The 4357-nt window shown below is 74.6% G+C and carries 1 protein-coding gene; it reads right to left on the reverse strand.

Features of this window, described 5'->3' with window-relative positions; translation table 11 throughout:
* On the reverse strand, nt 1-4357 hold a 4357-nt coding region (locus ABZ576_RS34210; protein ID WP_360749967.1), incomplete at both ends, for a type I polyketide synthase.

The raw sequence follows: 4357 nt of genomic DNA on the forward strand, positions 1-4357 counted from the left end.
TGGGTGATGGTGTCGTGGAAGACGGGTGAGGTGTCCAGCAGGTCGGTGGCCATGCCCGCCCACTGCGAGCCCTGCCCCGGAAACACGAACACGACAGGTGCTCCCGACCCGCGGCCGGGCTTCGCCCCCGAAACGGCCGCGGACACGACATCGGCCTCACCGGAGGCCAGCGCGTCCAGGCCGGCGAGGATACCCTCGCGGCCCCCGGAGCCGTCGACCACGGCCCGTGTCTCGAACGCGGAGCGACCGGTGGCCAGCGAGAACGCCACGTCGGCGGGGCGGAGTTCGGGCCGTGCCCGCACGTGCTCGGCCAGGCGGCGGGCCGTCTCGGCCAGTGCCTCGGCCGACCGCGCCGACAGCACCCACGGCAGGTGAGACCCGTCCAACGCATCCGTGTCGTCCGGGATGTCAGCGAGCGGCGGCTCTGCCAGGACGACGTGGGCGTTGGTGCCGCTGATCCCGAAGGAGGACACGCCGGCCCGCCGGACTTTGCCGTCCGCGGTCGGCCACGGTCGCGGCTCGGTGAGCAGTTCCACGCCGCCGGAGTCCCAGTCGATCAGCTCGCTGGGCTTGCCGACGTGGAGGGAGGCCGGGAGTTCGCCGTGGCGCATGGCCATGACCATTTTGATGATGCCGCCGACGCCTGCGGCGGCCTGCGCGTGGCCGAGGTTGGACTTCAACGAGCCGACGAGCAGCGGTCCGCCGTCGCGTTCCTGGCCGTAGGCGGCGAGGAGGGCCTGTGCCTCGATGGGGTCGCCGAGGACGGTTCCGGTGCCGTGCGCCTCGACGGCGTCGACCTCGGAGGGGGCCAGGCCCGCGTCGTGGAGGGCGGCGCGGATGACTCGTTCCTGGGCGGGGCCGCTGGGTGCGGTGAGGCCGTTGGAGGCGCCGTCCTGGTTCACGGCCGTACCGGCGACGACGGCGAGGACCTCGTGACCCAGCCGCTGGGCGTCGGAGAGCCGTTCGACCACGAGTACGCCGACGCCTTCGGCCCATGCGGTGCCGTCGGCGTCGGCCGAGAAGGACTTGCAGCGGCCGTCGGCGGCGAGTCCCCGCTGACGCGAGAACTCGATGAACGTGTTCGGCGTCGACATCACCGCGACGCCCCCGGCGAGAGCGAGGGAGCACTCGCCGGAGCGCAGGGCGCGTACCGCGAGATGCAGGGCGACCAGCGAGGACGAGCAGGCGGTGTCGACCGTGAGCGCCGGCCCGTGCAGCCCCAGCGTGTACGCCACCCGGCCGGTGGCGACGCTGCCGGTGGTGCCGGTCAGGAAGTGACCCTCCGCCTGCTCGGGCAGCCGGCCGCCACCGCCGTAGTCGTGGTACATCACCCCGGCGAACACACCGGTGTCGCTGCCGTGCAGTGACCCCGGCGCGATCCCGGCCCGCTCCAACGCCTCCCACGACACTTCCAGCAGCAGGCGCTGCTGCGGGTCCATCGCCAGCGCCTCACGCGGCGAGATCCCGAAGAAGCCGGGGTCGAAGTCGGCGGCCTCGTGGAGGAACCCGCCGTGCCGGACGTAGGACGTGCCGGAGTGGTCCGGGTCGGGGTGGAAGAGGGCGTCGAGGTCCCAGCCGCGGTCGGCGGGGAAGCCGGAGATCACGTCGCGCTGCTCGGCGACGACCCGCCACAGCGCCTCGGGCGAGTCCACCCCGCCCGGGAAACGGCAGCCCATACCGACGATCACGATCGGATCGTCGTCCGTGCGCGGGGCGACGACGGCGGCGGAGGGCGGGGCGGCGCGCCCGGTGCGTTCCCGAGCGAGCGCCAGTGTGAAGTCGGCGACGGCGGCCGGCGTCGGATGGTCGAAGACGAGGGTGGCCGGCAGACGCAGACCGGTGACGGAGTTCAGACGGTTGCGCAGTTGCACCGCGAGCAGCGAGTCGACCCCGAAACCCTTGAACGGCTGGTCCGGGTCGATCCCCTCCGCGGAATCACGGCCGATGACCGCGGCGAGCTGGGCGCGGACCAGGTCGAGCAGCAGCCGGCGGCCCTCCTCCACCGGCATCCGGCCGAGCCTGCGGCGCAGACCGGACTCGCCGGGCCGCCGCTGCGGGACCCGGACCAGCGAGCGCAGCACCGGGGACAGGGTCCCGGCGAGCGCGTCCGCGCGCAGCGCGGCGGGATCGAGACGGGCCGGTACGAGTACCGCGCTGTCGTCGGCCAGCGCCCGGTCGAGGAGCCCGAGACCCTCCTCGGCGGACAGCGGGGCGATGCCGCGCGTCGAGAGGGTGCCGCCGTCCAGGTGTCCGGTGAGGCCGGTGCGTTCGGCCCACAGACCCCAGGCGAGCGACGTGGCGGGACGCCCGGCGGCGCGGCGGCGGGCGGCGAGCGCGTCGAGGAAGACGTTCGCCGCCGCGTAGTTGGCCTGGCCCGGGTTGCCGAGCACGCCCGCCACCGAGGAGAACAGGACGAACGCCGCGAGGTCCTGCCCCGCGGTGAGCTCGTCCAGATGGGCCGCCGCGTCCACCTTGGGCCGCAGTACGGCGGCCAGCCGGTCCGCGGTCAACGACCCGACCACACCGTCGTCCAGAAGGCCCGCGGTGTGTACGACGGCGGTGAGCCGTACGCCGGTCAGCAGCTGGGCGAGCGCGTCCCGGTCGGCGGTGTCGCAGGCGGCGACCGTGACCTCGGCACCCGACTCGGTCAGCTCGGCGGCGAGTTCCCCGGCGCCGGGCGCGGCGGGGCCGCGACGGCTGACCAGCAGCAGCCTGCGGGCGCCGTGCTCGGTCACCAGACGCCGCGCGACCGCCGCGCCGAGCACGCCCGTGCCACCGGTGACCAGCACGGTGCCGTCCGGATCGAGCCGGACGGCACCGGCCGTACCGGCGCCGCCGGTGTGGCGCACCAGCCGGGGCGCGAGCAACGCACCGTCACGCAGTACGAGCTGCGGCTCGGTGAGGACGGCTGCCGACACGGCGTCGGTCCGGTGTGCCGGGTCCACGTCCAGCAGGCCGAAACGGTCCGGGTGTTCGGACTGTGCGGTCCGGACCAGGCCCCACACGGTGGCCTGGGCGGCGTCCGCGAGGCCGGGACCGGCCGCGCCGTCGGTCAGCACCAGCAACCGGGACCCGGTGAAGCGGACGTCGGCCAGCCACTCCTGGACCACGCCCAGTGCCCAGCCCGCGGCCCGGTGCGCCTCCCGCGCGAGACCGGCTCCCGTGCCGTCCGCGTCCCCCACCGCGACCGGACATCGCAGGGCGACCACCTGCGGTACGGGATCCGGGACGTCGGCCAGGTCCGCGACCAGGCACACGTCGACGTCGGCCTCGGCGGCCCGGACCGGCTGCCACTCCAGCCGGTACAGCGAGTCGGTACCGTCTCCGGCGGCCGGGCCGGCCGTGAACGGCCGCATCGTGACGGCCTCCGCCGACAGCACGGGCTTGCCGGTGCCATCGGCCGCGCGCAGGGCCACCCCGTCCTTCCCGGTGGCGCCGAGCCACACCCGCAGCGTGTCCGTGCCCTCGGTGTGACGGGTGACGCCGGACCAGGAGAAGGGCAGGACGGTCCCCCCGTCCTCGCGCAGCAGACCGACCGCGTGCAGGGCGGCGTCCAGCAGCGCCGGGTGCAGGCCGAAGGCGGTGCCGTCCAGCTCGGCGGGCAGGCTCACCTCGGCGTACACACCCCCGTCGGTCCGCCAGGCGGCCCGCAGGCCCTGGAAGGCGGGACCATAGTCGTACCCGGCCTCGGTCAGGGCGTCGTAGCGGCTCTCCACGTCGATCTCCTGGGCGCCGGCCGGCGGCCACTCGACGAGGTCGAAGTCGGCGGTGTCGTCGTCGATGTCGAGCAGCGCCACGGCGTGCCGCGTCCACGGGCTGCCGGGCTCGGCGTCCTGCGGCCGCGAGTGCACGGCCAGCTCCCGCTGCCCGTTCGCGGCCGGCGGCTCGACGGTCACCCGGAGCTGCACGGCCGTGTCCGATGCCAGCACCAGCGGGGTCTGCAGGGTGAGCTCGGCCAGCCGGCCCCAGCCCAGCCGGGCTCCCACCGCCATCGTGAGTTCCAGGAACGCGGTGCCGGGCAGCAGCACGGTGCCGTGCACGGCATGGTCGGCGAGCCACGGCTGGGCGTCGAGTGCGAGCCGCCCCGTGTACACCAGCCGGTCCTGCTCCACCAGTTCGACCACCGCGCCCAGCAGCGGATGCCCGGCCGCCGTCAGGCCGAGCCCTCGGGCATCGGTCGCGGTGGGTGTGGGGTCTAGCCAGTAGTGCTGTTTCTGGAAGGGGTAGGTGGGGAGTGGGGTGGTGTGGGGGTGGTAGGGGGTGAGGAGGGTGGGCCAGTTGATGGTGGTGCCGTGGGTCCAGGCGTGGGCGGCGGAGTGGATGAAGTGGTGGAGGGTGCCGTGGTTGCGGTGGAGGG

This window comes from Streptomyces sp. NPDC013455 (genome assembly GCF_040632975.1).
Classification (GTDB): Bacteria; Actinomycetota; Actinomycetes; order Streptomycetales; family Streptomycetaceae; genus Streptomyces.